We start from the raw sequence: 25,424 nt of genomic DNA on the forward strand, positions 1-25,424 counted from the left end.
TCATTTGTTATGGATATCATTTGTTCACACTGCTTCCTGATAACCTGCAAGAACGCGGGTCAGATTGATCCCAAGCGTATCAGAGAGATATCCACCTTCTTGCACAAACAGCACAGGGATTTTCAGACTGGCAACCGCCGCGCCAATGGCGGCGAACCCGTCCTGCGTGACAGCAAATCCTTGGAACGGATCATCAACTGAGGCATCCAACCCAAGTGCCACGACCAGCACATCTGCGCCAAAAATTGAAACCTGTGCCAGCGCTGTATCAAGTGTTTTCAAAAACACCTCGTCACCTGTGCCGCGCGCCAGTGGCAGATTGAGGTTATAACCTAACCCGAGCCCTTCGCCATTTTCTTGACCGTAGCCCCAGAAGAACGGGTAAAACCGTTCTGGGTCCGCATGAATGGAAACCGTGAGCACATAATTGCGGTCATAAAAGATGCCTTGTGTGCCATTGCCGTGGTGCACATCTACGTCCAGAATTGCGGGGCGTAATCCGCTGTGCCGTAACCGCTCTGCCGCTATGCCTGCGTTGTTATGAAAGCAAAACCCACCGGCCAAATCACCAAATGCATGATGTCCTGGCGGACGCGAAAGCACATAAGCACCTTGTTCGCCGCCGGCTATCAAATCCGCGCCAGTAATGGCCGACTGTGCGGACCAATAGGCCGCCTCCCATGTGCCTTTGGCGATTGGGCAGGCAGTATCGGCCTGATGAAAGCCGGATTGGCCAGTTGCGGATTTTGGATATCCGTCTGTGCGGCGTGCGGGGTGAATGTTTGGGATCACCTCGTCGCCGGCGCCGTCGATCCATTGCCATCGCTTATAGATATTTTTCAAAAACGTCAGATATTGAGGGGAATGTAACGCCGCGATCGGGCCGAGGCCTGCATCAATGGGGGACTGAAAAACGCAACCCGCAGCCTCGGCGCCTGCACGCAGGACTTCAATACGGCGCGGTTGCTCTGGATTGGGCAGGATATTTCCGTTCGCCATGAAATGTTTGGGATCATGCGCCCATTGTCGGTCGTCAAATACGGCTTTCATCGTCATCCTTTACGTGTGGTGCTAAGCTTGAATCGTGGCGCGGTCCGCGCCCTTCCTAAATCGTCGTGCGGTCCGCGCCCTTGAGGCCCAGCATTTTGCGCGCTTCAGTCGGCGTTGCGACCTCACGACCAAGATCTTCGACAATACGCCGGATTTTCTGAACCTGCTCTGCGTTGGTTTTGGCCAACTGCCCGCGCGCAATCATCAGGCTATCTTCAAGTCCGACCCGCACGTGTCCGCCCATCGCGGCCGACATGGTGATCAGTGGCATCTGATGTCGGCCTGCTGCCAGCACCGAGAACATATAATCGTCGCCAAACAGCTTGTCGGCGATGACCTTCATATGCATCAGGTTCTCGGGGTCTGGCCCCATGCCGCCCAAGACACCGAACACAAACTGGATAAACAGCGGCCCCTTTACGAGCCCGCGATCGACAAAATGTTTCAACATATAAAGGTGGCTGATATCGTAGCATTCAAACTCGAACCGCGCACCGCGATCTCTGCCCATTTCGGTCAAGATACGGACCATATCGCGGGGCGTGTTCTTGAAGACCAAGTCATCAGACTCTTCCAGGAATGGCTTTTCCCAGTCGAATTTCCATTCTGAAATTCGTTCCGCCGCCTGATAGAGCGCGAAATTCATGGTACCCATATTCAGGCTGCACATTTCGGGCTCGGCGTGTTTGGGGGCGGCCAGCCGCTGATCGAGGGTCATTACCGCGCTGCCGCCCGTGGAGATATTCAAAATCGCATCGGTCGCTTGGTTTAACCTTGGCAAGAACGCCATGAAATCTGCAGCGTCCGACGACGGTTGGCCCGTTTTGGGATTGCGCGCATGAAGGTGCAAAATGGCAGCACCAGCTTCGGCTGCACCTATCCCATGTTCCGTTATTTCATCAGGCGTGATCGGAAGATATGGCGACATAGAGGGCGTATGGATTGACCCCGTAATGGCGCATGTAATGAGAATTGCAGACATATTAACCCGCCTTCATTTGCATGTGAATATATCGCGTGAATTCGACCAAGGTGGCATCCAGCCCCGTGATGATTTCGTCGATGTGATCGTTATCGACAATGAGAGGTGGGCAAACCAGAATATGATCACCGGCGACCCCATCCCGCGTTCGCCGTGAATAGACGATCAGCCCACGATCATAAGCCATATCGACAAATTTTTGATGCGCATTCAGATGCGGTGGCAGTGGTTCTTTGCTGTCGCGGTCCGCCATAAATTCAAACGCAGTGAGCAGACCTTTTCCGCGCACATCGCCGATAATTTCATGCTTTTGCATCAGGCCATTCAACCTTGAGATCAGCTTTTCACCCATCAGTGCGGCATTGTCGCAGAGGCCCTGCGCTTCGATTTCTTCCACCACGGCCAAACCTGCGGCGCAAGCAAGCGGATTGCCGGCATAGGTAAACCCATGTGCAAATCCGCCTTTGTCCATCACAGCGTTCACGATTTTTTCATCTGCGATAACGGCACCAAGCGGCACATAGCCTGCCCCAAGCCCCTTGGACATCGCAATAATATCAGGGCGCGCAGCCCAGTGCTCGCTGGCCAAAAACGCGCCTGTCCTGCCCGCACCTGTCATCACCTCATCGAGGATTAACAGCACGCCATATTGGTCACAAATCGCGCGAATACGTTCCATGTAGCCCAATGGCGGCACCAGCGCGCCAGTTGAGGCCCCGCCAATCGGCTCGACGAGAAAGGCCAGCACGTTTTCAGCACCTTCACGCAGAATTTGCGCCTCCAGCATATTCGCATAATGGGCGCCGGTTGCTGGATCATTCGGGTCAAGCCCGTCAAGATACGCACGGGGTGCCGGAATTTTCGGCATCTCCTGCATCATCGGCGCGAAGGGGGTGGTTAAGCTGGCGAAGCCCGTAACCGCCAGCGCGCCAAGGGTGCACCCATGATAGCTTGGGCTGCGCGAAATCACTTTCCAGCGAGAGGTGTTATCGGTCGCAATCGCATATTGGCGCGCCAGTTTCATAGCGCTTTCAACAGCCTCGGACCCTCCTGAAACAAAAAACACCTTGTTCAGACCGTCAGGCGCTAATCCCGCCAGCTTTGCCGCAAGCGCCTCTGATGCTTCGGTCTCAAAATGCAATCGGTAGCCAAAGGTCGATTTCTCCATCTGGCACTGCATCGCCGCGAGAACCCGCGGGTTGGAATGGCCTATATTGCACACCATCGCGCCTGACGATCCATCCAGATACCGCTTGCCGTCCTGATCCCACATATAGACGCCGCGCGCACGGTCCAGCATGGGTCGCTTATTGCCTGACTGATAGAAAAGGTTGCTCATCTGTGCTCCTGAACGCAAAAGCTTTGCGTGCAAGAATGGCCTCGGCACGCCTTGCTTAAACCATGGAAGAAACGCTATTATTAATCAAATAAATAGCTTCAATTCCAAGTATAGGAATTCCCTATGACCCGCAAAACGACGCAATTTGAACCAGAACGCATTGCCCGCGAACTGGATTGGAACCTACTGAGAACCTTTGTTGTGCTCGCTGAAAGCCGATCAGTGACCGATGCCGCAAGTAAGCTTCGCCTTAAGCAACCCACGGTTTCCACAGCACTCAAGCGGTTGGAAAGCACCATTGGACGTAAGTTGATCATTCGGTCGCCCGGGCAATATGTGCTAACTGATGCGGGGCGCATTTTGTATCGCGAGGCGCTTGAAATTCACGGATCAGTGCTGCGCCTTTCGACCTTGATGCGTGAGATGACCGATGATGTGAGGGGCCATATCCAGATTTCGGTGGCCAGCCATGTGTCGTGCAAATTGATTGACAGGGTGCTCGCAGAATTCCACGCATCCAACCCGAAGGTGACCATTGATATTGAAGTGCAATCGAGCGCAAAGGCCATAGCTGCGGTTGTTGCAAAACGCGCGTCATTCGCGATCTGCCTTGTAGGGACGCAATCACCCAGCATTGAATATCGTCAGGTATATCGCGAGTTCTTCGGGTTGTTTTGTGGTCCGCCGCATCCGATGTTTGGTCGCGAAGACTTGAAGCTGGAAGATTTGGCCGGACATGGCTCGGTAAGCTTTGAAACCGACCATTTGGAGGATGTCCTCAAGCCCGTGACCTTGTTGCGCGCGCGCGCAGCATTAGAGCAAAAGGTCACCGGTGTTTCGAGCCATCTGGAGGAAGTCCGCCGCATGGTTGTTGCGGGGCTCGGTGTCGGTCCCTTGCCCATGCATGTGGCTGCACGTGATGTCAAAGATGGCCAACTATGGCAGGTCCCGCCCTATGACGGGCTTCCTGCGATTGATGTTCATTTGGTATGGAACGACCGCGCCAACAAAAACCGCGCCGAAGAGTTTTTGCTCAGAGATTTGCTCACAGCAATCGAGACGACGCCATTAGAGGAACGCACCTATTCCTGAGAGGTCTAGCGGCGCTGTCCCGCGAGGTGTTTGCGTAAAAACTCTTTCGTTCGATCATTTGTCGGATTGCGAAACATAACTTCAGGGGGACCTTCTTCGACCACTACTCCTTGGTCCATAAACAAAACCCGATCACAAACACTCTCGGCAAAGCTCATTTCATGGGTCACGATGATCATGGTCATATGCTCTTCGGCCAGCTTTTTCATCACGAGGTTCACCTCTTCCACCAGTTCCGGATCGAGGGCAGACGTGGCTTCATCAAACAGCATCACTTTAGGGTTCATCGCCAGTGCGCGCGCAATTGCGACACGTTGCTTTTGTCCGCCCGAAAGCTGCGACGGGTAATAATCTATCCGCTCCAACATGCCGACCTTATCAAGCTGCTCTTCGGCGAGTTTGTTGGCGTCAGCATCCGAAAGCTTCTTCAGCATCTTTGGGGCAAGCGTCACATTTCCACGCACGGTCAGATGTGGAAACAAGTTGAAATGTTGAAACACCATGCCAATTTCTTGACGCACCAAGTTGATGTGCTTTTCATATTGGCGGTGGGGCAGTTTTTTGTTGATCTGCTTATCCTCCAGCCAAATTTCGCCACCAGTCAAGGGATCCAGATCATTGATTGCGCGCAAGAGCGTGCTTTTTCCGGACCCGGAAGGGCCGATAATTGCCACGATCTGCCCTTTATGAACCTGAAGATTGATATCCTTAAGAACCTCTAATGCACCGTAGCTTTTCTGCGCATGCCGGATATCTACAAATGGCTTTTGATCGGTCATGTGATCCCCTTGATCATTCATCGTGAAGCCTGAACGCGTCGTTCAACGCGACGTTGCGCCGCTTCCATGAAGAGGTTGATAATATAGTAAATGACGGCCACCAGAACGTAAAACTCGAATGGCCGGTATGTGCTGCCAATGGCGCGCTGTGCTGAAAGCGTAAGTTCAGACACCCCGATGACAGAGACCAGCGCGCTATCTTTCAAAAGGGCGATCATGTTGTTGCCAATGGGTGGAATGACATCGCGAATGGCTTGCGGCACCACAACTTTTCGCAGCGCCTGCATCCGGCTCAGTCCAACAGTTCGGGCCGCTTCAATCTGTCCTTTGTCCACCGCCAGAATACCCGTTTGAAACAGCTCGGAATTATAAACGGCGAAGTGCAGGCCAAGCCCGATGATCCCTGCCATAACTGCGGGGACGTCGATGCCCACTTGCACAAGGCCGAAATAGATCAAAAACAACTGTAACAGCAGGGGCGTGCCCATGAATAGAAACGCAAATGCGCGAAACACAAGGCGGACCAGCTTTGGCGCATATAGCGCGATGACCGCCAAAAACATCCCGCCAATGAAACTGACGGCGGCCGCCCCAAGCGTGATGAGGATCGTCCAGAGCGCACCCCAAAGGATGATATCGAGATATTGCGGTATAACTGTAAAATCCAGTCCCATAGAACCCTCTCGGCTGTTAACTAATGCGCGCTTTGCGATCGAGCCAAGACACAGCTTGGCCGGTGATATAGATAATGATCATGTAAAGAATGCCCGCGATCAGAAACATCTCGAACGGCTTGTAGGTTGATCCGATAAAGCGCTGCGCCGTATAGGTCAGTTCCACCACCGAGATCGCCGCAACCAGTGCAGTCGCCTTAATCATGGCGTTGATATTCACCCCAAGAGGCCGGATCATGAGGCGCATCGCTTGCGGTAACACAACATAGCGCATCGTCTGAAAGCGGCTTAGGCCAACCGTGCGTGCGGCCTCGATTTGCCCTTTGTCGATGGCAATAATCGCACCGCGCATGGTTTCCGTCATATAGGCACCTGCATTGATGCCGAGCCCGATGACCCCAGCCTGAAATGCATCCAACTGAATGCCGATTTGAGGACCGCCGAAATAGAGGATGAAAAGTTGGATCAAGGCCGGTGTGCCTCGAAATACGCTGACGTAGGCGGCGCCCAGAAAACGAATGAGGGCAAAACGCGACAAGCGCGCAGAGGCGCCAACAGCCCCGAGAATTAACCCCAGAATAGTCGTCAGCACCGATAACAAAACGGTAATCCAGGCAGCTTCCAAGAAGAACGGAAAGACCTTCTGCATCAGTTCAATATCCACGTTCGGCTTTTCTCCTGTATTTACTCACATCTATTTTATTTATTTATGTAAGCTATTGACGAGCATGGAATAAAATTGCCCCGCCGTCCTGCTCAGTTCTCTGATACAGGTAGAAGGCGGGGCAACAAAGTGATATTTTAACGGATGTCGCCGCCAACCCATTTATCGGCAATCTCAAGATAAGTGCCGTCGGCCATCATCTCGTCAAGTGCAGCCTGCATTGCGGCGCCGAGCTCTGGATTGTTTTCGCGGATCGCAATACCTGCGCCGAACTCTTCGGTTTCAACGTCATCAATTATAACATATTGTTGACCAGTTTCCTGCATAGCAAGTATCGCCGCAATATTATCGTTTACGATCACGTCGACGCGGCCGTTTTCAAGCTCCAAAAGAAGCTCTGGCAGGCCCTTGTATGTATGCACATCGTAACCAAGTTCACGCGCCCAAGCCTCGTGCGTTTCACCTAGTGTGAGGCCAACTCTGGCATCAGCCAGCTGCGCGCCAGAGGTGAAGCCGTTGTCAGGCTTGGCAAAAATCGCGCGTTTGGTCGTGTAATACGGGCCTACGAAATCAAGAACCTCGTCACGTTCTGCGGTGATCGACATTGAGCCAACAATCGCGTCGTATTTATTGGCAAGAAGACCACCGATAATACCATCCCAAGCGGTGGTTATGATTTCCACCTCGAGCCCCATGCGTTTGGCAATCTCGATACCAATGGACGGGTCAAAGCCTACGACTTCGTTGGCGTCATTCACAAAGTTGAATGGAGGATACGCGCCCGTCATCGCGATGCGAAGCACGCCCCGCTCTTGAATACCTGCAAGCTCATCTGCGGCTGCGATGTTTGCTGAACCAAGGCTGGCAGTAGCAATGCCTGCGACCAAAACCGACCGTAAAAGTGTTCTGCGCGTTGTCATCATATTCTCCAATAGACTCATGTGCAGGGTATTTCCTGCATGATACTATTGAAATGCTCGCACAGCGCAGGTTATCGCACAAATAGATAATGGATATTATTACTATTCATTCAATCTATAGCTTGAATGCAATATTGCCGAACTCAGCGGCGATAGCAGGTCAAAAAAAGCGGTGAAAAGCCTATTGCTTGGATATCTCCCTTGGAACGCAGCACCACAGCTATACTCTTTTAGGTTCCGTGACGGTTTTGGGCCGAGAGTTACCAAACACTTAATACCGGGCACTTAAGGTGTCAGCGAAGGATATGGACCCGCTCCCAATTTTACAATTTGTGCATGAGGGCCAAAAATCAACTCACCGTTTAGTGGCACAAACACCTGAACTTGAAGCTTTCACGATCAGTAGCCCACGCGGCCAAACGACGATCAACTTGCAAGACGTGAGCGCTGTCCGAATGCTAAATCGGGCTTTGCTAAAACCACATTATGACGTTGATTTTTGGGATGCCCCTAGTGGCTATCTGTTCCCACCAATTTCCGTCGTGTCGACTACATCCACTATCTCGCGGACTTGCTTGCTGAGAGCAATAAACAAGACATCCTACATGGGGCGCACATCAAAATGTTAGATATCGGCACCGGTGCGAGCCTCGTTTACGCTGCCCACAGATCGCTGACATCGCGTATCAAAATAAGGAGTAGGACTATGGTTTTCTTTTTAAGGCGTCGGCCTAGACGTTGCAGACTATTGCAGCCGAACCCAAACATCTTGGTGCAAAGATCGGCATGACATCGGTGCTACATTCGTGGGGCTCGGCAATGACTAACCTGCCCCCCCGATGCCTTCGCGACATATCTTGCACCGCTGAGCAAAACCAACTGGGTGGTTTATGCCAAAGAACCCTTCGGCGCGCACGAAGCCGTGGTGGCCTATCTGAGCCGATGCAGACGCCGTAGCCTTCAAATGGAAAGACTGCCGGATCAAATCTGGCGGCAGGATGAAGGTCAAACTACTCTTGCTCACAGCTCGAATGATGAACTCTGCGCAAAACATCAATGTGCTGGAAGGAGAAGCAACCGCAAATACAATAATATCTCTGAGGCACTGATCTAACTCTAACCACCATTATCCACAAACCTGCAAAAATTAATTTTTTACACTCTAAAATTAAATGGGGTAATTTCCGAATAGCGCCCAGCTTCGCCACTAGCGTCACATCGCCATAGCCAGCTGTGCGTCCTGCATGCCCTTTGTATGGCGTCCATGATCCTATCCGAAACCCCAAGTTCAATGCACTGCATCTTAAACCTATGCCGCCATGCATGATTTGGGGCTATACCTTCAGGAGTAAGCTCTGCTTGCCTAAGCCATGTCGCAAGTCGATTTGAAATTTGCTTTGATTTCGTCACGTAGCTGTCCAATGTTGTTCCACCGTGACAAGGTAATCCCCCCATTTTTAATGGGGTCCAGCCGTAGAATTCATGCGGCTGTTTTCAGTTTCATGGCGGGTGTGATGCCGCCGATGCCCATGTTGGGTCGCTCGTTGTTGTAAGTCGATAGCCATTCAGTTGCTTGGTCCTGCGCCTCCTCGATGGTTTCAAAGATGTATTGCCCCAACCACTCACCCAGAACCGTGCGGTTGTAGCGTTCGATATAGGCGTTCTGCTGGGGCTTGCCGGGCTGGATGTATTCCAGCCGAACATTGCGCTTTTCAGCCCATTCCATCAATTTGCCACTGACATATTCCGGGCCATTATCTACACGAATTGTCTGCGGCTGACCGCGCCATTCAATGATCTGGTTCAAGCTTCTGACAACCCTCTCAGCAGGCAGCGAGAAGTTGACCTCGATACACAATCCCTCGCGATTAAAGTCGTCCAGCACGTTCAACGTCCTGATCGACCGACCGTCCGCAAGCTGATCCGCCATGAAGTCCATGGACCATGTTTCATTTGGCTGCTCAGGCACGGCCAGTGGTTCTGGGTTGTCTCGCTTCAAACGTTTCTTAGGTTTGATCCGCAGGTTCAGTTCCAGCTCGCAGTAGATCCGATAGACGCGCTTGTGGTTCCACCCACAGCCCTGGACGTTGCGCAGGTACAAAAAGCACAGGCCGAAGCCCCAGTTCCGCTTGTTGGCCGTCAAGCGTTCAAGCCAATCCGCGATCTCTTTGTTCTCGCCACTCAATGCAGGGCTGTAACGATAGCAAGTCTCGCTAATCTCGAACGCACGGCACGCCAACGCGACACTGACACGACCCCGCGCGACTGCCTTCATGGCTGAGGTGCCCCTAACTTCCTAGACGCCTGCCTCGTTCATTTTCTGCTGTTTCATTTCATAGTCAACCGGTGACAGCATGCCGTTGTTCGTGTGCTTGCGTGTAGGGTTGTAAAACATCTCGATGTAATCGAACACATCCTGCCTTGCGGCGTCGCGTGTGAGGTATGTTCGCCGCCTAATGCGCTCCCGCTTCAAAAGCTGGAAGAAGCTTTCTGCGACCGCGTTGTCATGACAATTCCCACGTCTGCTCATGCTGGCAACCAGATTGTGTTTGCTAAGGAACGACTGCCACTCTTTGCCAGTGAACTATGAACCTTGGTCTGAATGGATCATGACTTTTTGCTTTGGTTTGCGCCGCCAAACAGCAGCCAACAAGGCTAGCAAGGCCAGGTCAGTTGTCATGCGAGATTGCATCGACCAACCAACGTCACGTCGTGAAAACAGATCGATGACCACAGCGAGATATGACCAGCCTTCATGGGTTCTGATATAGGTAATGTCGGTCACCCAAGCCGCGTCAGGTGCCGCAACCTCAAACTGTCTGTCCAGCGTGTTGTCAGCGACAACAGCAGGTTTGCCGCCATAGCGACCAGGCCGACGCTTGTATCCGATCTGTGCTGTGATGCCCGCAAAGCTAGCCAATCGTGCCACACGGTTCTCGGAGCAGGTCTCGCCAGCATCACGTAGATCATCGGCCAGCTTCCGATAGCCATAGACCTTCCCGCTATCTGTCCATGCTTGGTGGATCAGCTCTGTCTGCCGCGCATCTTCAAGCGCGCGTACGCTTAACGGTTCTTTAAGCCATGCATAGAACCCGCTGAAATGCACAGCCAGCACACGACACATCGACCGCACCGAAAACTCCGCACGATGAGCCTCAATAAACGCGTACCTCACTGAGACTCTCGCGCGAAGTACGCGCGCGGCATTGTCCTCGGACCAATGGCGGACAATTTGCGCCCTTTTTTAAGATTGTGCGTTCCTCGGTGACGCGGGCCAGCTCTCGCTTCAACCGTCTGATCTCAGCAGCCTGCTCCGCAACCTCCGATCTGACACGTGGCGACTTCGCAAATTGCGCCTTCCAAGTGTACAGCGACTTGGTGCTTATCCCCAGCCGCTCGGCGACTTCGCTGACCGCATATCCACGCTCAACAACCTGCGCCACAGCGTCCTGTTTGAACGTAACCGCTCCATTGCCACCGCCTGCCGAATTTCAACTTGTTGATCTAAGGTACGTGTTTAACGGCGTCGTTAACGACGTGTCTTAGGTGGGATTTGGTATGCGTGGTGAAATTCTTGGGATGGAGCGGCGGCGCTTCTGGCATGATGACGACAAGCTCGAGATTGTCATGTCAGTTGGGGTTGATGGCGCGTCAGTTACACAGGTTGCACAGCGTCACGATGTGACGCGGCAGCAGGTCTATGCTTGGCGCCATGACCTAAAGAAGAAGGGGCTGTGGTCCCCGGATAATGGGGCGCTTTTTATGCCTTTGAATGTTTTGTCTGAACCCAGCGTTCCCACCCTCTCTGATCTGGTGTCCAGCCCATCGGAGTCCACGCCTGTCGAAGTGCGTTTACGTGGCGGGCGCAGCCTACGCTTTGATAGCAGCATGGATGCGGCGGCGCTGACGCAGCTGGTCCGAGCGGTAGAAGCGGCATGATCGGCCCAGGGACTGGCGTTCGGGTGTATCTTGCGTGTGGTGTCACGGACATGAGGAAGGGCATTGCTGGTTTGGCAGCACTTACGCAGGAAGTTTTACGTCAGAAGCCCACTGGGGGTGCAGTGTTTGCATTCCGTGGGCGGCGTGGCGACCGGATCAAGCTCCTGTTCTGGGATGGCCCAGGCTTTTGCCTCTATTACAAAGTGCTTGAACGCGGTCGCTTTCCTTGGCCGACGGCTACAGAAGGTGCGGCGCGGCTGACCTCTGCGCAACTTGCGATGCTGTGGGAGGGTATGGATTGGCGCAGGCCAGACTGGGGCGCACCACCGGCTCGCGTCGGGTGAATTATTCGCCTGATTAGCGTTGTCTTTATGGCGTCTATACCCTTGCTATGGTAGTTTTGCGCATGTCCATTGATGTGCAAAACCTCCCTGATGACCCTGCCGTTTTGAAGGCAATGATCGCTGCTTTGCAGGTGGAGAATGCCAAAATATCGGCCACCTTGCGTGTGCATGACCAGCTTGTTCAGGCGCTACGTTTGCGGATCGCCAAGTTGCAGAAATTGGCTTTTGGTAAATCTTCGGAAAAGATCGAGCGCGAGATTGAACAGTTGGAGCTGGCACTCGAAGGCCTGCTCATTGCTGTTGCCGAGGAGGATGAGACGCCAATTGACGAAGGTCATGACAAACCTGCATCCAATGAGGTGTCTGCCCCCACACTCCGCCGCCGACCGCGGGTCTCTGATGCGACCCTGCGTGAACGGCGGGAACTTGATCCCGGCACATGCTGCCCGGATTGTGGTGGCGATCTGCGCGTGGTGGGCGAGGATGTCAGCGAACTGATCGACATGATCGCCGCTCAGATGAAGGTGATCCAGATCGCCCGGATCAAAAAGTCCTGTCGCCGCTGTGAGAATATGGTGCAGGAGCCCGCACCCAGCCGCCCGATCCCGGGTAGCATGGCGGGTCCGAACCTGCTGGCGCACATACTGGTCTCGAAGTTCGACGATCACCTTCCCCTTTATCGTCAACATGAGATATTTGAGCGCATGGGCGCGGACATCCCTGAAAGCACGCTTGTCGGTTGGTGTGGCCGCGCCATGAAGACGCTGTTGCCACTTATCGAGCGGATCGAGATGGACGTCATGGCAAGTGATCTACTCCATGCAGATGACACGCCGATCCGGGTGCTGGATCGCTCAAGGCGCGACAAGGGACTTGGCAAGGGGGTGAAGCAAGGTCGGATCTGGGCCTATGTGCGCGATCAGCGTCCTTGGGCGGGATCATCTCCACCCGGTGCTGTCTATCGGTTTGCACCAAACTGGAAGGAGGAGCATGTCCTGAGCCATCTGGCCAATGCTCGTGGCATCCTTCAGGCGGATGGTTACAAAGGCTACGCCAAACTCTATGAGCCTGAACCGGGTGGTGTGCCGCGTTTGCGCGAAGCCGCCTGTTGGGCGCATCTGCGGCGCGACTTCCACGACTTCTGGTCATCAACCAAGTCCGAGATCGCCCGCGAGGCGCTCGACCGGATCGGCAAGCTTTACGACATTGAGCGCGACATCAATGGTCAACCCGCTGATGTCCGCCATGCCGCGCGTCAAAAGCTGAGCTGGTCAAAGATCGAGGCCTTCTTTGTCTGGTCCGAACAACAGCTCCTGCGCATTCCTGGCAAGAGCGAACTGGCAAAGGCGTTCCGCTATGGCCTCAGTCGGCAGGAGGCTTGCAGCCTGTTCCTGGCTGACGGTCGTGTCGCCATCGACAACAATCCAGCCGAGCGTGCCTTGCGCCCGATCGGCATCGGAAGAAAAAACTGGCTGTTTGCCGGGGCGGACACCGGTGCGGAAACACTTGCGCGTGCCATGACCGTCATTGAAACCGCCAAGCTGAATGGCCTAAATCCGCAAGCATATCTGGCCGACATTCTCGACCGTATCCATGATCACAAGATCAATAGGTTGGACGAATTGCTACCTTGGAATTGGGCGCCAATGGCCACGCAAAACAGTCAAGCTGCATAAGCCGCGGTCTCAATCGCGCGGTTACGTTTGAACTCGTCTGTAAACCGTATTCCTTTGGTCATATCCGTCTCTCCTTGGTTCCAAAATTACCAAGCAAAGCGTCTACAAATCTAGGGGCACCTCAAAAAAAGCAATTCCTATCTATTCAGAACCAAGGAAGTAACGCATGGAAAATCAAGTCATTTTGGACACTCCATTTTCACCATATAGCCTTGCAAAACGGTGGGATGTTAGTGCCACGACGATCCGGAACCAATGCGTTTCTGGTGATCTAGCTCATTTTCGTCTTGGTAAATTATACCGCATACCAGCTGCAATCGTAAAGGAAACGGAAGCATGTCAGAACTCACAATTGGAAGGCTACGCGGCGGCTTCTGCGTCTCATGGATTGAGGTCGGAAAGCGCCGTAGATATCAACTTAAGGCACGCTCAAGAAAGGAAGCCGAGGCTGAAAGAGGTGGTCCTAGATTTTAGACCAGTTTACATCCTTGTTAAGGTGGATCTGGGTTTTATTTAGGCTGCTAATCTCATTGGTTCTGTTTTGCTGACATAGGCCTCATCTGGGGTCAATATGCCGTGAGTTGAATGCGGGCGCTCAGAGTTGTAATACGTCAGCCATTTGCCGATCCCAGCCCGCATTTCCGAGCCTGTCTCAAAGGCATTCAAATAGACGCATTCATACTTCAACGATCGCCAGAGCCTTTCGATCATGCGATTGTCGCGCCATGCGCCTTTTCCGTCCATGCTGATCTTGATGTCTGCGTCGACCAGCACGTCGATCCAAGCGCCGCTGGTAAATTGGCTGCCCTGATCGGTGTTGAAGATTTCCGGCGTGCCGTGCTTGGCGAGCGCCTCTTTCAAAGCCTCGACGCAAAAGTCTGCATCCATACTGTTGGACAGCCGCCACGAAAGCACTTTGCGGCTGTGCCAATCCATGATCGCCACGAGATACAGGAAGCCGCGTCGCATCGGTATGTAGGTAATATCTGCGCACCAAACCTGATTTGGGCGGTCAATTGCCGCATTCCTCAGCAAGTAAGGCCAGATCTTGTGATGCGGATGCTTTTTACTTGTGTTGGGCTCCTGATAGATCGGAACCAGACGCATAAGCCGCATCAAGCGCCGGATCCGGTGGCGGCCACATTGGTGATTGTTGCGCTTCATGTACCGGGCCATCTGACGCGATCCATACCAAGGCGTTTCCAGGAACTGTTTGTCGATGATTTCCATGAACCGCAGGTTCTCAGCGCTCTCGCCGACGGGCTGGTAGTAAAGCCGCGAACGCGACAACTGCAATAGTTCGCACTGTTTACGCATGCTTAACTTATGATCTCGGCTCACCATTTTTTGCCTCGCATCCCGAGCAACTGCTGCGAGGCATCCGCCAAAAAATCTCGCTCCACAACAAGCTGACCTATCTTGGAATGCAGCTTGTCGACGTCAACGGCACTTACCCCATCGGGCGCTGAACCTTTGCGCGTAAATGCCGTCGCCATATTCTCTATCGCCGCCCGTTTCCAAGTCCCTATCTGGGTCGGATGAACGCCATATTTTTTGGACAGTTCCGCCATCGACATCTCCTCGCGGATTGCTTCAAGCGCAACCTTGGCTTTGAAATCGGGCGAATGGTTCTTTCGTTTTGTCATTTGGGATCACTTCTTTCGTCATGCGATCCACCTTAACAACTGGTCCGAAAATCCGCGACCACCTCTCAACGGGTTGGTTCGGTGAACCAGCAAATACTTATCAAAATTTGGGAAAACACTATATAAGTATGGTGGGTGATGAGAGGCTCGAACTCCCGACATCTTCCGTGTAAAGGAAGCGCTCTACCAACTGAGCTAATCACCCGATAGCGGTCATTTAGAACAACGCGCTACGGTGTGCAAGCCTCATTTTAGCATTTTTTTCACACCGTCTTTTAAATGGTAAACACAACCCTGCCCGTCGTGGATTGTCGACCGACCCAACGAGGCCTCGCCCACAACCAACGTCTGGATCACGCGGCTTGTAATACCGTGAGTAACAAGCACCGCAGGACCCTTCAAATCAGCCAAAAACGCAGCAATACGGCGCTCGACCGCCGCCAATCCCTCGCCGCCCGGTGCCGCCTCATATTGGGCCATATGGGGATCAGGCACATCAGCCATCGGCAAATCACTACGGTACAGACCAGCCCAATCCCCGACACCAATTTCAACTAACCTGTCGTCGGTGCGGATCATTCCCGCAATGTGCGCCAACGCGATTCCCGCCGTCTGCACCGCACGCGCCTGTGGGCTGCATACAAAATCAAAGCCTTGTAAATCCAACCCGCTCAAAATCTCGCCTTGACGCGCCGCATCCAACCCACCCTGCGGGGTCAACGGAGAATTCAGCGCCCCCTGCATACGGCCAGCAGCATTCCACTCGGTCTGGCCATGCCGCAAAATATAAAGTTCGGGAAACATCATGCTAATCCTGCGTCAACAAAGCTCTTCACCACGTTGTTCACATCATGCTGCACATGGCGCTCAAAGCCAACGCAAGTCACGCGGCGCACCAGTTCATCGTCGCCAACAGATCCGCGATGACCAACAATGAAATCATCAATCCTCGTCGTCATCATCGTCGTCGATATCTGACACATGATCCGTTTGGCCAGCACCCTGCCCCGCGCCATCTTTCATCGTGCGCAGCTTAAGCGTCAAAACCTTCGCGCCGTCACCAACATCCTTGGACTTGACCACACGCAGCTTACCCATCGGCGGTAAATTCAACTCTTCGCCATTTTCCAACGCTTCGGCCAAAACCGCCAAAGCGGCCTCAATCGCAGGTTTCGCATCGCGCTTTTTGACTTCTGTTCGGGCCACGGCACGATCAATAAACTCGGGCTTCTTCACCGTTTCACCCTGCGGCACTGACACGGCGGCCGACGCAATTTTGGCTTTCGGCGACATAGCATTGAGCGGTGTCACCACCGGCTCAGGCATCACAGTATTCAATTTGACGGTGCCAGAAGCACCACTTTTCTTGCCCGACATCAGACGTTCCTCACTTCATTTCAACCAAGTTATGGCAGAGATCTCGATTTGCTTACAAGGGATTCTTCAAATTTTTCAGTTTGTTGCACATTCCAAAGTTTGCGCACCCATCAGACCACCCATGCGTGTGAACTGACACCTCTGCCATGCCTCACAAGAAACCCCCTCAACGTCCCCCCAATTCTGCACAGGTTGTAAAACAGCTCTCAAGATCGGGCAATGCGTTGGCAATATTGACGGTAATACACGCACCATCGTCACGAACGCCGCCTGCCCTATTGGCAGCGCCAACATAAGCATAAAATTGGCACTGACAGGCAACGGCCCCTCCAGATGATAAAGCGCCAGTCCTCTTATCCGCCCATCACGTGGCACATAAAAAGACAAGACAGACCATAAAACGGCTTCAAAGCAAGCAATTTCACCGCGCCAATTGCGTCCACGTCCCGCTGTAAAACAGCAGCGCCGCGGTCGGTCCTAAAGGTATATTTATCAAACATACTCAACATCTTTCTGTCATGAAAAGACCAATGCCTCATGCGCATCTTCAGCGTCTCCCCGTCATTCGTAAGGTGAAAACAGAATGACCCGCTGACTAAATATAGCACTGTCACAAAGATGACCGCATCGCCAAAAAGAAATGGCGCACCACTCGCGCGGCACGCCATTCCAAATCACACAATAGCTCGCTTAATGGGCCGTGGCTCCTGCCGAACCTGCCGCACGAACCAGGGCCGCCGCCGCTGCCGCTTCTTCCGCCGCTTCGTCCCACTCAATCGGCACGGGCTTGGACACCAGCGCATGGTGCAACACCTCAGACACATGTTTCACAGGGATAATCGTAAGCCCCTCTTTCACATTGTCAGGGATCTCGGGCAGATCCTTTTCGTTATCCACAGGGATCAAAACCGTCTTGATCCCGCCACGCAACGCCGCCAACAGCTTCTCTTTCAAGCCACCAATCGGCATCGCATTGCCGCGCAACGACACTTCGCCCGTCATGGCAATATCCTTGCGCACAGGAATCCCCGTCAACACCGACACTATCGACGTGACCATTGCCAGACCGGCACTCGGACCGTCTTTCGGCGTCGCGCCATCAGGAACGTGAACGTGAATATCAATGGTGTCAAACTTGGTCGGCTTCACACCAATCTCGGGTGCAATCGAACGCACATAAGATGACGCAGCTTCGATGGACTCCTTCATCACATCACCCAGTTTACCCGTGGTCTTCATACGGCCTTTGCCCGGCAACCGCAGCGCTTCGATATTCAGCAATTCCCCACCAACAGAGGTCCACGCAAGTCCCGTGACAACACCCACCTGATCGGTCTCTTCCGCCAGGCCATATTTGTGCTTTTTCACACCCAGATACTCATCCAGATTATCCGCGTTCACGGCGATAACTGTGGCTTCCTTCTTTACGATCTTGGTCACAGCCTTGCGGGCCACTTTTGCCAATTCACGCTCTAAATTCCGCACGCCAGCCTCACGCGTATAAACCCGCACCATCGCCAGCAACGCATCATCTGCAATGCTAAACTCTTTGGCCTTCAAACCGTGGTTTTTCATGACCTTCGGCAGCAAATGCTGTTTGGCGATCTCGCATTTCTCATCCTCGGTATACCCCGACAATGTGATGATCTCCATACGATCCAAAAGCGGGCCGGGCATGTTATACGAATTCGACGTGGTCAAGAACATCACATTCGACAGGTCATACTCGACCTCCAAATAGTGATCCACAAATGTGGAGTTCTGTTCCGGATCCAACACTTCCAGCATCGCCGACGCAGGGTCGCCACGAAAATCTTGACCCATTTTATCAATTTCATCAAGTAAAATCAATGGGTTCGTCGTCTTTGCCTTTTTTAGCGCTTGAATAATCTTACCGGGCATCGAGCCAATATAGGTCCGACGGTGACCACGGATCTCGCTTTCATCACGCACACCCCCAAGGGAAATACGGATAAACTCACGACCCGTCGCCTTTGCCACAGATTTACCAAGGCTGGTTTTACCCACACCCGGAGGACCGACCAAACACATGATCGGGCCCTTCAACTTGGCCGAACGCTGTTGCACCGCAAGATACTCAACAATACGTTCTTTAACCTTGTCCAGACCATAGTGATCATCGTCCAGAACCTTTTGGGCCGCGGTCAAATCCTTCTTGGTACGCGATTTCACGCCCCAAGGAACGGCCAAAATCCAGTCCAGATAGTTGCGCACAACTGTGGCTTCTGCCGACATCGGGCTCATATTTTTGAGCTTCTTCAGTTCGGCATCGACCTTCTCTTTGGCTTCTTTCGACAGCTTGGTTTCAGCAATCCGCGCCTCAAGTTCCGCGACCTCATTCGCCCCGTCCTCGCCATCGCCCAATTCCTTCTGAATGGCCTTCATCTGCTCATTCAGATAATATTCGCGCTGGGTGCGCTCCATCTGGGATTTCACACGGGTTTTGATCTTTTTCTCGACCTGCAACACGGACATTTCGCCCTGCATCAAGCCGTAAACTTTCTCCAAACGCTCGGACACCGACAGCGTCTCCAGCAATCCCTGCTTTTGATCCACCTCGATACCCAAATGCCCTGCGACCAAATCTGCCAGTCTCTCTGGCTCGGTTGCGTCACCAACAGCGGCCATCGCCTCTTCTGGAATGTTCTTCTTGATTTTGGCATAGCGCTCGAATTCAGAAGCGACATTGCGTAGCAATGCTTCTGTTTCGTCAGCCGCTCCAGGCACTTCCTCAAGATATTCTGCAGAGGCCTCAAAGTACTTAGAATTATCAAGGTATCCGGTAATCCGCACGCGATCGCGGCCCTCAACCAACACCTTTACGGTGCCGTCCGGCAGCTTCAACAATTGCAAAACATTGGCCAAAACGCCTGTCTTATAGATGCCATCCTGCGCCGGATCGTCCTCGCCGGGATCAATCTGGCTAGAAAGTAAAATTTGTTTGTCGTCCTGCATCACCTCTTCCAAAGCGCGCACAGATTTCTCACGCCCGACAAAAAGCGGCACAATCATATGTGGAAACACCACAATATCGCGCAACGGCAAAACGGGGTAAGATAAACTCAACGGTTCTTTCATGCTCTTTTCCTTTTTATGCAGATGAACCCGCCCCGCTTCGCGGCAACAAACTCATCCCTTGGACTAGTTAAGATGGGGCGATTGCCCCACAGTTTCAACAGCCCAACGATTTTGTGACACTCTGCCTACACCAGTCACCATCAGCAAGGCAACTTTAGCGAAACACGATCAGTTTTGCACTTCATCCTTCTCGCGAAACTCGTTTTTCTCGAATTCACGCGACGCATTCTCTTCTGCCTTCAAGGCTAAGTGCAACAATTTATAACTTTGCCCATACCAATGGGTGTCGCAAGGATATTCCAGCTGCAATATTTTTGCATCTTGGGGGGTAAACCCGCGCTGTGACGCAGGCAAGGCTCTGCGGCCCCACGCAATTGGATCATTTTTGTGCTCCTCATCATATTCCCAGCCGACCTTTTCACAAACTCGTTTAAACATCTCGAACACAACATGCTGCGTTGGGTGATTTATCCCATATAACGTCGGTTGTTGACGCCACGTCGCGCTCAAATAATCAGCAATCTTAATATCGCAGTCCTCGGCTTCCTTTTGCGCAATCCGCTCAATCGAGCCCAGAACCCGCGCCTCGCACTCCATATCAATCTCGCCGTTGTAATAATCTTCGAAAATCTTGATCGGCTTGCGACCCTCTTGCCCACGCAAAATCTGCTCTGCCCCATAAATGACCGATTTACCTTTAGAGGCAATAATCTCCAGCGATGCGATACCATCGATATAAACGTAAGGCACAAAAACCACGTCGCCCCGCGCACTCGCAATCACATCATTCACGTTAAACGTGGTCGTCGGATTGGCAATCGCCTGCGAAATAACAAGATCAGCTTCGTCCAATTCACGGCGCGTCGTTTCCTCGTCAAACCTCCCCCAATACGGCGTGATCGTCTGAAAACTCGCGTCCAGATCAGGAAACATCTCGCGGCAAAGCCCGCGCATTGCATTGATCTGACAACTCCCTAGGAAGAACACTTTCATCGTTACGGTCCTTTTATCCTGCTCGTAACGCGATTACCTCGGATTGATGCGAACATCAAAGCGGGTCAATATCCCCCTGCGCCCGACCCGCATGAAACTGTGCCTCCCACGCGCCAAACGTCCCCTGCGCAATCGCATCGCGCATCCCCTGCATAATATCCTGAAAATAATGCAGGTTATGCCACGTCAGCAACATCCCCGAGATCATCTCCTGCGCGCGAAACACATGATGCAGATACGCGCGGCTATAACTCGAACAGGCGGGACAGCTACAATTTTCGTCCAATGGCCGTGGATCATCAGCGTGGCGTGCGTTCTTGATATTTAAAACACCGCGCCGTGTGAAAACCTGTCCTGTGCGCCCCGACCGGCTAGGCAACACACAATCCATCATATCGATCCCGCGCTTGACCGCGCCCACAATATCATCCGGCTTGCCCACGCCCATCAGGTACCTTGGTTTATCAACAGGTAACTGATCGGGGGCAAAGTCCAAAACGCCAAACATTGCCTCTTGGCCCTCGCCCACGGCCAACCCGCCAACGGCGTAACCATCAAATCCGATATCAACCAGCGCCGATGCACTCTCTTCGCGCATATCCTGTTCAAGACCACCTTGCTGAATTCCAAACAAGGCATGACCGGGACGGTCTCCAAAAGCATCGCGCGATCGCTGCGCCCACCGCATAGACATCCGCATGCTCTCTTCAATACGGCCACGATCCGCAGGAAGCGCAGGACATTCGTCAAAACACATGACAATATCCGACCCCAACAACTTCTGAATTTCCATTGATCGCTCTGGTGTTAACTCATGTTTAGACCCGTCAATATGGCTCTTAAATGTGACACCCTTCTCGGACATCTTGCGTAAATCCGCGAGGCTCATGACCTGAAATCCGCCACTATCCGTCAGGATCGGCTTCTCCCAGTTCATAAACTTATGCAGACCACCTAAATTGGCAATACGTTCCGCCGTCGGGCGCAACATCAAATGATAGGTATTGCCTAGTAAAATATCAGCACCAGTCGCAGCCACACTCGACGGTAACATCGCCTTGACCGTTGCAGCCGTGCCAACCGGCATAAACGCAGGCGTACGAATGTCGCCACGCGGGGTGGAAATAACACCGGTGCGGGCTTTGCCGTCGGTCGCTTGCAGATCAAATGAAATACGTTGTGTCATAGCCCCCTCTTGCCGCAACTTTGGCAAAAGGAAAAGAGGGATCGCACACAGGTAACAGGAAACGGCCGCCAAAAATGCAAGACTTTCCCAAAACACGCTTCTCCTCCTTGCAATAATAACCAAATCCAGTTGCTTCACCCGACATATACTCCAACCTCTTAATTTTCCCTTTCCGTCGTAAAATTACGGCGCCCACTCTCAACCCTTTACGCCCGCCCCTCTAATCCCTATATGTTCAGTCAGGAATAGCAGGACATCAGCCATGACAGACGCAAACTCACCCGTTGAAGGCACACCTCTCATCGCCCCTTCATCCACAGACCACCCGCTTTACGATACAATCGTCGAGGCCATCCGGTCCGTTTACGACCCCGAAATTCCAGTCAATATCTTTGACCTTGGATTGATCTATACCATTGATATCAAAGACGATAATGCAGTGAATGTCATCATGACCCTCACCGCCCCGGGGTGTCCGGTTGCAGGCGAAATGCCCGGCTGGGTCGCTGATGCGGTCGAACCCCTACCAGGCGTCAAACACGTCGACGTAGCCATGACATTCGAACCACAATGGGGCATGGAAATGATGTCCGACGAAGCACGGCTCGAGCTCGGCTTTATGTAACGCTTGATCTTGAGTGCAGGCCGCTTAACCATTGCTACAAAAGGGGCGACATATGGCAGACTACGCCGTCCTGACGGGCGATATTATCAAATCATCGCAACTACCCGATGGTGGTTTAGACCTTATTTTCAATAACTTACATCTTGCAGCTGATGTAATCGAAAAATGGCAAGGCGCGCCCGCTTACCTGACACGCAATCGCGGCGACGGCTGGCAAATGGTGGCCGATCCGCGCTTTGCTCTACGCGCGACTTTTGCCGCGCGCGCCGCCGTACGCATGACCGACCGGCGCTACGACACGCGCATCGCTCTGGCAGTTGACACAGGCACACTTGCAGGCAGCGACCTTTCCACCGCCTCGGGGCCTGCATTCATAAAATCAGGCCAAGCTCTTGAGGCCATGCCGAAAAAACGCACCTTTAGCGTTGTCCCCGAAGGTGGCACGCATAGCCTGATCTTGCGGTTGGCCGAAGAAATCATCGCGCGCTGGACCCACACACAGGCTGCACTTGCCCTACGCGCGCTGGCCCCAAACCGCCCAACCCAAGCCGAATTGGCCCTACAATTGGGGATCACACAACAATCAGTGCAGCAGTCCCTTGATGCCTCGGGCGTCGACGCCCTGATTGATATCTGTGAGGCCCTCGATGCTTCCTAATTTACAGCCACTTTTACCTGTTTTCCTCCATTACAGCCCCCTTAACCTGTTACCCCAAAAGACAGCACCATGCTGACCACTGCCCTCGCCCTGATCTGCGCCCACCTGATCGCCGACTATCTGCTGCAAACCAGCTGGATTATCACAAACAAAAAACGCCCCGTAGCCATGGGCGCGCATATTGTAATTGTCTTTATTACCGCCGCTTTGGCGCTACGCGGCAGCATCGGCCCCGCTTTAACGCTGACCGCCCTTCACCTTATTATCGACGTGATTAAAACCCATTTTGCACCCGAAAAACTCTGGACCTACATCGCCGATCAAGCCGCCCACTTCGCCACTATCATCTTGATTTTCTTTATCTTTCCGCAAATATCAACGCTCTGGCCCGCTGATACCGCCTTCAACGTCCCACTGGCCACAACAGCAGGGCTCATCGTCACCGTCTGGGCTGGCGGCCCCGCGATCGGGCTCCTGATGCAAGACTTTCACGGCAGCCAAGGCGACGGCCTGCCCAACGCCGGTCGGATGATTGGCATGTTGGAACGCGCCGTGATCTTCCTGCTGGTGCTCACCGGACAACCCGCCGCCATCGGCTTCCTGATCGCAGCAAAATCAGTGCTACGCTTCGACACTGCGTCCAAAGATCAAAAAGCCAGCGAATATGTCATCATTGGCACTCTCGCTTCATTCGGTTGGGCGCTTCTCTTCAGCTTCGGCACGGCTAATCTCATCACATTCGCGGCCCTCCCTTGAGCCGGCCCCCATTCGTGCCTAAATAACCCAAAAGGAGATTTTCATGTTCGGCATCCCAGGCAAACAAGCGGTTTCCATCACCGACAAAGCGGCGACGCAAATCGCAAAACTTATGACCAAAGACGGCTCTGAAGGGTTACGCATCGGTGTGAAAAAAGGCGGCTGCGCGGGCATGGAATACACCATGGAATATGTCAACGAAATCAATCCTCTGGACGAGACAATTGAGACAAACGGCGCGCGCGTGATGATCGCACCAATGGCACAAATGTTCCTGTTCGGAACCGAAATCGACTATGAGACATCCCTGCTCGAGTCTGGCTTTAAATTCCGCAACCCCAATGTGGTCGACGCCTGCGGGTGTGGCGAGTCGATCAAATTCAGCGAAACGCTGGACACTAAATAATGTCCGTCTCTGACGCCGACGTCGCTTTTGCAACCGACCTGTTTTCTGACCTCGGTCCGATCACGCACCGCAAAATGTTCGGCGGCCTCGGGCTTTACTATGACGGTACGATCTTCAGTCTGGTTGACGGCGAAGGCACGATTTATCTCAAATCAACAGGCAACCTTGCCAGCACCTTGGCGGACGATGGCGGCACTCAATTCCACAACATGCCCTACTGGTCCATGCCCGACATAGCACTTGAGGACCCGACTATCGCATGCGAACTCGGACGGCGGGCGCTCGGCGATCTTCTGGACTGAACGGCGCTCCACTACGGCTTTGCAACCGCACCATGATCTTGCTACCACTGGATAAATTCTTACTGGAGGGACACCAATGCGCCGTAAACTTGCCGCCGGAAACTGGAAAATGAACGGGACACGCACCGATCTCGAACAGGCCCGCACCATCGCAAATCATCCTGCAAAAGGTATCGACGTCCTGCTCTGCCTCCCTGCGACCCTGCTGAGCGCGGCCTCTGACTTGCCAATTGCACGCGGGGGCCAAGACTGCCACGCCAACGTCTCGGGCGCACACACAGGCGACATTTCCGCCCAAATGCTCGCTGACGCGGGCGCGACCTACACGCTCACGGGCCACTCGGAACGCCGCACCGACTACATGGAGTCCAATGAAGTCGTGCAGGCCAAATCCACCGCGGCCCATGCCGCAGGCCTCACCGCAATCATCTGCATCGGTGAAACGCTGGACCAGCGCGAAACAGGCGAAACCCTCAATATTATCTCGACCCAACTCACAGGTTCGATTCCCGACACCGCCAACGCCAAAAATACCGTCATCGCCTACGAACCCGTCTGGGCCATCGGCACTGGCAAAGTCCCAACCTCCGCACAAATCGGCGAAGTTCACGCGCATATCCGTACCCACCTCATCGCAAATTTCTCCGACGGCACCGCCTTCCGCATCCTCTACGGCGGCTCGGTCAAAGCTGGCAACGCCGCTGAAATTTTCGCCATTCCAGACGTCGACGGCCCGCTTGTCGGCGGCGCTAGCCTGACCGCCGCCGACTTCACCCCCATCATGGACGCGCTCTCGACCGCCTAGTTTGATAGCGGTTAAATTCCCGCCAAAAGCGCAACTCCATAACAAAAAACGGGCGCCGCCTGAAACTCAAGCGGCACCCTTTCCACGCCTCAAACCCGTCGACCAACTCACA

General features: G+C 53.4%; 25 protein-coding genes, 1 tRNA gene and 4 pseudogenes. 12 read left to right on the top strand and 18 right to left on the bottom strand.

Annotated elements, in window-relative coordinates; genetic code table 11:
* Positions 1-24 precede the first annotated feature (24 nt).
* The 3 genes from ACXLHR_RS07215 to ACXLHR_RS07225 are packed head-to-tail and all read right to left on the bottom strand — an operon-like array spanning position 25 to position 3,371.
* Complete coding sequence (locus ACXLHR_RS07215) at positions 25-1,050, bottom strand: histone deacetylase family protein (protein WP_458790812.1); 1,026 nt, start codon at positions 1,048-1,050, stop codon at positions 25-27.
* A 55-nt stretch (positions 1,051-1,105) separates the two neighbouring features.
* Entirely contained in the window at positions 1,106-2,032 is a 927-nt protein-coding gene (locus ACXLHR_RS07220; RefSeq protein ID WP_458790813.1) for a beta-keto acid cleavage family enzyme, read from the bottom strand.
* 1 nt (position 2,033) lies between these two features.
* Positions 2,034-3,371 carry an aminotransferase family protein gene (locus ACXLHR_RS07225; protein WP_458790814.1) on the bottom strand — a complete coding sequence of 446 codons (1,338 nt, stop codon included), beginning with the start codon at positions 3,369-3,371 and terminating at the stop codon, positions 2,034-2,036.
* Positions 3,372-3,494: 123 nt separating this feature from the next.
* Here ACXLHR_RS07225 and ACXLHR_RS07230 point away from each other — a divergent pair, with 123 nt between their 5' ends.
* Positions 3,495-4,463 carry a LysR family transcriptional regulator gene (locus ACXLHR_RS07230; RefSeq protein WP_458790815.1) on the top strand — a complete coding sequence of 323 codons (969 nt, stop codon included), beginning with the start codon at positions 3,495-3,497 and terminating at the stop codon, positions 4,461-4,463.
* A 5-nt stretch (positions 4,464-4,468) separates the two neighbouring features.
* Here the strand turns inward: ACXLHR_RS07230 and ACXLHR_RS07235 are convergent, their stop codons facing one another.
* The 4 genes from ACXLHR_RS07235 to ACXLHR_RS07250 form a co-directional block, all read right to left on the bottom strand.
* Positions 4,469-5,242: an amino acid ABC transporter ATP-binding protein gene (locus ACXLHR_RS07235; RefSeq protein ID WP_458790816.1), complete on the bottom strand. Its 774-nt coding sequence runs from the start codon at positions 5,240-5,242 to the stop codon at positions 4,469-4,471.
* A 17-nt stretch (positions 5,243-5,259) separates the two neighbouring features.
* Positions 5,260-5,916 carry an amino acid ABC transporter permease gene (locus ACXLHR_RS07240; protein WP_458790817.1) on the bottom strand — a complete coding sequence of 219 codons (657 nt, stop codon included), beginning with the start codon at positions 5,914-5,916 and terminating at the stop codon, positions 5,260-5,262.
* A 16-nt stretch (positions 5,917-5,932) separates the two neighbouring features.
* On the bottom strand, positions 5,933-6,580 hold the full coding sequence (locus ACXLHR_RS07245; protein ID WP_458790818.1) for an amino acid ABC transporter permease: 648 nt from the start codon (positions 6,578-6,580) through the stop codon (positions 5,933-5,935).
* Between the two features lie 137 nt (positions 6,581-6,717).
* The gene (locus ACXLHR_RS07250; RefSeq protein ID WP_458790819.1) at positions 6,718-7,500 is read right to left on the bottom strand and encodes a transporter substrate-binding domain-containing protein; all 783 of its coding nucleotides are present in this window, start codon (positions 7,498-7,500) and stop codon (positions 6,718-6,720) included.
* Positions 7,501-7,805: 305 nt separating this feature from the next.
* Between ACXLHR_RS07250 and ACXLHR_RS07255 the strand changes: the two are divergent.
* Both ACXLHR_RS07255 and ACXLHR_RS07260 read left to right on the top strand, forming a co-directional pair.
* Positions 7,806-8,290, top strand: a pseudogene (locus ACXLHR_RS07255) (RlmF-related methyltransferase).
* A pseudogene (locus tag ACXLHR_RS07260) lies at positions 8,236-8,440 on the top strand (hypothetical protein); the annotation flags it as partial. The pseudogenes ACXLHR_RS07255 and ACXLHR_RS07260, both read left to right, overlap by 55 nt.
* Before the next feature lie 540 nt (positions 8,441-8,980).
* On the opposite strand, the pseudogene ACXLHR_RS07265 reads toward ACXLHR_RS07260, so the two are convergent.
* Together ACXLHR_RS07265 and ACXLHR_RS07270 are read right to left on the bottom strand one after the other, a co-directional pair.
* A pseudogene (locus ACXLHR_RS07265) lies at positions 8,981-9,790 on the bottom strand (IS3 family transposase); the annotation flags it as partial.
* Between the two features lie 6 nt (positions 9,791-9,796).
* Positions 9,797-10,943: pseudogene (locus tag ACXLHR_RS07270) on the bottom strand (IS3 family transposase).
* Between the two features lie 115 nt (positions 10,944-11,058).
* On the opposite strand from ACXLHR_RS07270, the gene tnpA reads away from it, so the two are divergent.
* The 3 genes from tnpA (at position 11,059) to tnpC (ending at position 13,459) form a co-directional block, all read left to right on the top strand.
* Positions 11,059-11,439, top strand: coding sequence for an IS66-like element accessory protein TnpA (gene tnpA / locus ACXLHR_RS07275; RefSeq protein ID WP_458790694.1), 381 nt, complete (start codon positions 11,059-11,061; stop codon positions 11,437-11,439).
* Positions 11,436-11,783: an IS66 family insertion sequence element accessory protein TnpB gene (gene tnpB, locus ACXLHR_RS07280; protein ID WP_458790695.1), complete on the top strand. Its 348-nt coding sequence runs from the start codon at positions 11,436-11,438 to the stop codon at positions 11,781-11,783. Before tnpA ends, tnpB begins: the two co-directional genes overlap by 4 nt.
* Positions 11,784-11,845: 62 nt before the next feature.
* A complete protein-coding gene (gene tnpC, locus ACXLHR_RS07285) occupies positions 11,846-13,459 on the top strand; it encodes an IS66 family transposase (RefSeq protein ID WP_458792488.1) in 1,614 nt (537 codons plus the stop codon).
* Positions 13,460-13,972: 513 nt separating this feature from the next.
* Here the strand turns inward: tnpC and ACXLHR_RS07290 are convergent.
* The 9 genes from ACXLHR_RS07290 to tgt all read right to left on the bottom strand — a co-directional run bounded on the left by ACXLHR_RS07290 (position 13,973) and on the right by tgt (position 21,760).
* Positions 13,973-15,105 (bottom strand): IS3 family transposase gene (locus tag ACXLHR_RS07290; protein ID WP_458789667.1). Its coding sequence is split into 2 segments (ribosomal slippage): positions 13,973-14,826 and positions 14,826-15,105, totalling 1,134 coding nucleotides; the frame shifts between segments, so codons are not numbered across the junction.
* Positions 15,106-15,234: 129 nt separating this feature from the next.
* Positions 15,235-15,310, bottom strand: a tRNA-Val gene (locus ACXLHR_RS07295).
* 41 nt (positions 15,311-15,351) lie between these two features.
* Positions 15,352-15,909 (bottom strand): histidine phosphatase family protein, encoded by a 558-nt coding sequence (locus ACXLHR_RS07300; protein ID WP_458790820.1) that lies wholly within the window; start codon positions 15,907-15,909, stop codon positions 15,352-15,354.
* On the bottom strand, positions 15,909-16,067 hold the full coding sequence (locus tag ACXLHR_RS07305) for a hypothetical protein (protein WP_458790821.1): 159 nt from the start codon (positions 16,065-16,067) through the stop codon (positions 15,909-15,911). Before ACXLHR_RS07305 ends, ACXLHR_RS07300 begins: the two co-directional genes overlap by 1 nt.
* Positions 16,048-16,482 carry an HU family DNA-binding protein gene (locus ACXLHR_RS07310; RefSeq protein WP_458790822.1) on the bottom strand — a complete coding sequence of 145 codons (435 nt, stop codon included), beginning with the start codon at positions 16,480-16,482 and terminating at the stop codon, positions 16,048-16,050. The genes ACXLHR_RS07305 and ACXLHR_RS07310 overlap by 20 nt, the downstream gene beginning before the upstream one ends.
* A gap of 353 nt (positions 16,483-16,835) precedes the next feature.
* Positions 16,836-16,982 (bottom strand): hypothetical protein, encoded by a 147-nt coding sequence (locus ACXLHR_RS07315; protein ID WP_458790823.1) that lies wholly within the window; start codon positions 16,980-16,982, stop codon positions 16,836-16,838.
* A gap of 190 nt (positions 16,983-17,172) precedes the next feature.
* Positions 17,173-19,581 carry an endopeptidase La gene (gene lon, locus ACXLHR_RS07320; RefSeq protein ID WP_458790824.1) on the bottom strand — a complete coding sequence of 803 codons (2,409 nt, stop codon included), beginning with the start codon at positions 19,579-19,581 and terminating at the stop codon, positions 17,173-17,175.
* A 168-nt stretch (positions 19,582-19,749) separates the two neighbouring features.
* On the bottom strand, positions 19,750-20,574 hold the full coding sequence (locus ACXLHR_RS07325) for a WcbI family polysaccharide biosynthesis putative acetyltransferase (protein ID WP_458790825.1): 825 nt from the start codon (positions 20,572-20,574) through the stop codon (positions 19,750-19,752).
* A gap of 55 nt (positions 20,575-20,629) precedes the next feature.
* The gene (tgt, locus tag ACXLHR_RS07330) at positions 20,630-21,760 is read right to left on the bottom strand and encodes a tRNA guanosine(34) transglycosylase Tgt (RefSeq protein WP_458790826.1); all 1,131 of its coding nucleotides are present in this window, start codon (positions 21,758-21,760) and stop codon (positions 20,630-20,632) included.
* A 262-nt stretch (positions 21,761-22,022) separates the two neighbouring features.
* Here tgt and ACXLHR_RS07335 point away from each other — a divergent pair, with 262 nt between their 5' ends.
* From ACXLHR_RS07335 to tpiA, 6 genes are all read left to right on the top strand, one after another.
* A complete protein-coding gene (locus ACXLHR_RS07335) occupies positions 22,023-22,385 on the top strand; it encodes an SUF system Fe-S cluster assembly protein (protein WP_458790827.1) in 363 nt (120 codons plus the stop codon).
* A gap of 52 nt (positions 22,386-22,437) precedes the next feature.
* A complete protein-coding gene (locus ACXLHR_RS07340) occupies positions 22,438-23,043 on the top strand; it encodes a hypothetical protein (protein WP_458790828.1) in 606 nt (201 codons plus the stop codon).
* Positions 23,044-23,112: 69 nt separating this feature from the next.
* Positions 23,113-23,799: a DUF3307 domain-containing protein gene (locus ACXLHR_RS07345; RefSeq protein ID WP_458790829.1), complete on the top strand. Its 687-nt coding sequence runs from the start codon at positions 23,113-23,115 to the stop codon at positions 23,797-23,799.
* A gap of 43 nt (positions 23,800-23,842) precedes the next feature.
* Positions 23,843-24,205 carry a HesB/IscA family protein gene (locus ACXLHR_RS07350; RefSeq protein WP_458790830.1) on the top strand — a complete coding sequence of 121 codons (363 nt, stop codon included), beginning with the start codon at positions 23,843-23,845 and terminating at the stop codon, positions 24,203-24,205.
* Entirely contained in the window at positions 24,205-24,507 is a 303-nt protein-coding gene (locus ACXLHR_RS07355; protein WP_458790831.1) for a TfoX/Sxy family protein, read from the top strand. The genes ACXLHR_RS07350 and ACXLHR_RS07355 overlap by 1 nt, the downstream gene beginning before the upstream one ends.
* Positions 24,508-24,583: 76 nt before the next feature.
* Positions 24,584-25,312 (top strand): triose-phosphate isomerase, encoded by a 729-nt coding sequence (gene tpiA, locus ACXLHR_RS07360; RefSeq protein WP_458790832.1) that lies wholly within the window; start codon positions 24,584-24,586, stop codon positions 25,310-25,312.
* Positions 25,313-25,424: the final 112 nt, after the last annotated feature.

Source organism: Yoonia sp. MH D7 (assembly GCF_054439475.1).

What these genes read in the sequence shown, in the direction of transcription:
- ACXLHR_RS07215 (WP_458790812.1), bottom strand. Translation starts at nt 1,050, where the DNA reads ATGAAAGCCGTATTTGACGACCGACAATGGGCGCATGATCCCAAACAT.
- ACXLHR_RS07220 (WP_458790813.1), bottom strand. Translation starts at nt 2,032, where the DNA reads ATGTCTGCAATTCTCATTACATGCGCCATTACGGGGTCAATCCATACG.
- ACXLHR_RS07225 (WP_458790814.1), bottom strand. Translation starts at nt 3,371, where the DNA reads ATGAGCAACCTTTTCTATCAGTCAGGCAATAAGCGACCCATGCTGGAC.
- ACXLHR_RS07230 (WP_458790815.1), top strand. Translation starts at nt 3,495, where the DNA reads ATGACCCGCAAAACGACGCAATTTGAACCAGAACGCATTGCCCGCGAA.
- ACXLHR_RS07235 (WP_458790816.1), bottom strand. Translation starts at nt 5,242, where the DNA reads ATGACCGATCAAAAGCCATTTGTAGATATCCGGCATGCGCAGAAAAGC.
- ACXLHR_RS07240 (WP_458790817.1), bottom strand. Translation starts at nt 5,916, where the DNA reads ATGGGACTGGATTTTACAGTTATACCGCAATATCTCGATATCATCCTT.
- ACXLHR_RS07250 (WP_458790819.1), bottom strand. Translation starts at nt 7,500, where the DNA reads ATGACAACGCGCAGAACACTTTTACGGTCGGTTTTGGTCGCAGGCATT.
- tnpA (WP_458790694.1), top strand. Translation starts at nt 11,059, where the DNA reads ATGCGTGGTGAAATTCTTGGGATGGAGCGGCGGCGCTTCTGGCATGAT.
- tnpB (WP_458790695.1), top strand. Translation starts at nt 11,436, where the DNA reads ATGATCGGCCCAGGGACTGGCGTTCGGGTGTATCTTGCGTGTGGTGTC.
- tnpC (WP_458792488.1), top strand. Translation starts at nt 11,846, where the DNA reads ATGTCCATTGATGTGCAAAACCTCCCTGATGACCCTGCCGTTTTGAAG.
- ACXLHR_RS07300 (WP_458790820.1), bottom strand. Translation starts at nt 15,909, where the DNA reads ATGTTTCCCGAACTTTATATTTTGCGGCATGGCCAGACCGAGTGGAAT.
- ACXLHR_RS07305 (WP_458790821.1), bottom strand. Translation starts at nt 16,067, where the DNA reads ATGATGACGACGAGGATTGATGATTTCATTGTTGGTCATCGCGGATCT.
- ACXLHR_RS07310 (WP_458790822.1), bottom strand. Translation starts at nt 16,482, where the DNA reads ATGTCGGGCAAGAAAAGTGGTGCTTCTGGCACCGTCAAATTGAATACT.
- ACXLHR_RS07315 (WP_458790823.1), bottom strand. Translation starts at nt 16,982, where the DNA reads ATGTTTGATAAATATACCTTTAGGACCGACCGCGGCGCTGCTGTTTTA.
- lon (WP_458790824.1), bottom strand. Translation starts at nt 19,581, where the DNA reads ATGAAAGAACCGTTGAGTTTATCTTACCCCGTTTTGCCGTTGCGCGAT.
- ACXLHR_RS07325 (WP_458790825.1), bottom strand. Translation starts at nt 20,574, where the DNA reads ATGAAAGTGTTCTTCCTAGGGAGTTGTCAGATCAATGCAATGCGCGGG.
- tgt (WP_458790826.1), bottom strand. Translation starts at nt 21,760, where the DNA reads ATGACACAACGTATTTCATTTGATCTGCAAGCGACCGACGGCAAAGCC.
- ACXLHR_RS07335 (WP_458790827.1), top strand. Translation starts at nt 22,023, where the DNA reads ATGACAGACGCAAACTCACCCGTTGAAGGCACACCTCTCATCGCCCCT.
- ACXLHR_RS07340 (WP_458790828.1), top strand. Translation starts at nt 22,438, where the DNA reads ATGGCAGACTACGCCGTCCTGACGGGCGATATTATCAAATCATCGCAA.
- ACXLHR_RS07345 (WP_458790829.1), top strand. Translation starts at nt 23,113, where the DNA reads ATGCTGACCACTGCCCTCGCCCTGATCTGCGCCCACCTGATCGCCGAC.
- ACXLHR_RS07350 (WP_458790830.1), top strand. Translation starts at nt 23,843, where the DNA reads ATGTTCGGCATCCCAGGCAAACAAGCGGTTTCCATCACCGACAAAGCG.
- ACXLHR_RS07355 (WP_458790831.1), top strand. Translation starts at nt 24,205, where the DNA reads ATGTCCGTCTCTGACGCCGACGTCGCTTTTGCAACCGACCTGTTTTCT.
- tpiA (WP_458790832.1), top strand. Translation starts at nt 24,584, where the DNA reads ATGCGCCGTAAACTTGCCGCCGGAAACTGGAAAATGAACGGGACACGC.